General features: G+C 61.9%; 2 protein-coding genes. Both read left to right on the forward strand.

Annotated elements, in window-relative coordinates:
- A partial coding sequence (gene ccoP / locus EN935_RS30765; protein WP_127373951.1) for a cytochrome-c oxidase, cbb3-type subunit III occupies positions 1-813 on the forward strand: 813 nt, incomplete at its 5' end.
- A gap of 186 nt (positions 814-999) precedes the next feature.
- Positions 1,000-2,536: cytochrome c oxidase accessory protein CcoG (ccoG, locus tag EN935_RS30770; protein ID WP_164771478.1), on the forward strand; the 1,537-nt coding region annotated here is incomplete at its 3' end.

Raw genomic sequence — 2,536 nt, forward strand, 5'->3', positions numbered from 1 at the left:
GAGTGGGATGGCATAAGGGAGCTCAACAACCCGCTTCCGCGCTGGTGGGTCATCACGTTTTACGTCACCATTGTCTGGGCCATCGGCTACACCATCGCCTATCCGGGATGGCCGCTGCTGCACTCGGCGACGAAGGGCGTGCTCGGCTATTCCAGCCGCAACGACGTCAAGAACGAACTGGCTGTGGCTGAGGTCGCGAAGGGCAAATATATCTCGGCGGTGGAGTCCAAGAGCGTCTCGGAGATTGCCGCGGACGATGGCCTGCGCGAATTCGCAACCGCCGCCGGTGGCGCCGCTTTCAAGGTCAATTGCGTACAATGCCATGGCTCCGGCGCCCAAGGTTCCAAGGGCTTTCCCAATCTCAACGACGACGACTGGCTGTGGGGCGGCAAGGCCGAGCAGATCCAGCAGACGATCACGCACGGCATCCGCTTCGCGTCCGATCCGGACACGCGCCTGTCGGAAATGCCTGCCTTTGGCGACATCATAACCACTGACCAGATCGCTCAGGTCAGCACCTATGTCGCCAGCCTGTCGGGAAAGGTCCAGGATGCCGGCCTCGTCGAGCCCGGCGCCAAGGTCTTTGCCGAAAGTTGCGTGGCCTGTCATGGCGACAATGCAAAGGGCAACAAGGAGCTCGGCGCGCCCGATCTGACCGATGCGATCTGGCTCTACGGATCCGGCGAGGCGGCCATCGCCGCACAGGTCCGTGCGCCAAAACAGGGCGTCATGCCGGCCTGGGGCGCACGCCTGGGCGAGACCAAGGTCAAGGAACTCGCCGTCTACATCCATTCGCTTGGTGGTGGGGAATAGGAAGCGGGGCCTAATCCCAACCCTTCGCCAGCCAAGCGACGAGGCCCGGCCATGCCGGGCCTCGACCTGTATTCGGCACCGGCAATTGACTTGCATCAACGCGCCTGCCCCCGCCCCGCGGCAAGACTCCCATACGCTGGCAGCCCGGGCATGGGCAGATTGTCGCCTGCGCGAGTGGAGATGCATGTGCTGGACAATACGCAGGTAGAGCGGCTCGAAGCCGAAGCGGTGAACTCCGCCAAAGTGCGCCAGCCAATGTATGCCGCGCGCAAGAAGATATTCCCGAAACGGGCAACGGGAAGCTTTCGCCGGTTCAAGTGGCTGGTGATGGCGATCACACTCGGTATCTACTATCTGACACCGTGGTTGCGATGGGACCGTGGCCCGTTCGCCCCGGACCAGGCCGTGCTGCTCGATCTCGCCAACCGGCGCTTCTACTTCTTCTTCATCGAGATATGGCCGCAGGAATTCTACTATGTGGCCGGCCTTCTGATCATGGCCGGCGTCGGTCTTTTCCTGATCACGTCGACTATCGGTCGTGCCTGGTGCGGCTATACATGTCCGCAGACCGTCTGGGTCGATCTGTTTCTGGTTGTCGAGCGCGCCATCGAGGGTGATCGCAACGCACGCATGAAACTCGATGCCGGTCCCTGGACCGCCCGCAAGCTTGCGCTGCGGGTATCGAAACACGCCATCTGGCTGGTCATAGGTGCTGCGACCGGGGGCGCCTGGATATTCTATTTCGCCGATGCGCCTACGTTGGCTCGCGAACTTTTCACCGGCACCGCAGCCCCCGTCGCCTACATCACCGTCGCCGTGTTGACGGCGACGACCTATACGTTCGGTGGGCTGATGCGCGAGCAGGTCTGCACCTACATGTGCCCATGGCCACGCATCCAGGCGGCGATGCTCGACGAAAATTCCCTCACCGTCACTTACAACGACTGGCGCGGCGAACCACGTTCGCGTCACGCCAAGAAGGTCGTGGCAGCAGGTCAGTCCGTCGGCGACTGCGTCGACTGCAATGCCTGCGTCGCGGTCTGCCCGATGGGGATCGACATTCGCGACGGCCAACAGCTCGAATGCATCACCTGCGCGCTTTGCATCGACGCCTGCGACGGCGTCATGGACAAGCTCGGCAGGGAGCATGGACTGATCTCCTACGCGACGCTCTCCGATTACAACGCCAACATGATGCTGGCGACCGCGGGCGGCTCCAGTTCCGTCAATCCGTCGCTGGTCAGGACCACTGACGGCCCTTTCTCCGACAAGGTGGCGCATTTCCATATTCGCAAGATCTTTCGGCCGCGCACCTATGTCTACATGGGTATGTGGTCGCTGATCGGCCTGGGTCTGCTCTATTCGCTGCTGACGCGCGATCGGCTCGAAGTGAACGTGCTGCATGACCGCAATCCGCAATTCGTCACGCTGTCCGACGGCTCGATCCGCAATGGCTACACCGTCAAGCTGCTCAACATGATCCCCGAACCGCGGACCATTGTTGTCACTATGCAGGGCTTGCAAGGGGGCGAAATGAGCGTGGTCGGGGACGACATTAAGGTAGGCCGCTCCTTTGCCATCCCGGTCGAGCCCGATCGCCTGAAAATGCTGAAGGTCTTCGTGCGCCAGCCGGCGGATCAAATCCAGGGCACAGCGCAGACCTTCACGTTCCGTGTCGAGGACAAGGCGAGCTTCGAGTCGGACGAATACACCGCCACCTTCA

The organism is Mesorhizobium sp. M7D.F.Ca.US.004.03.1.1 (genome assembly GCF_003998635.1).
GTDB lineage: Bacteria > Pseudomonadota > Alphaproteobacteria > Rhizobiales > Rhizobiaceae > Mesorhizobium > Mesorhizobium loti.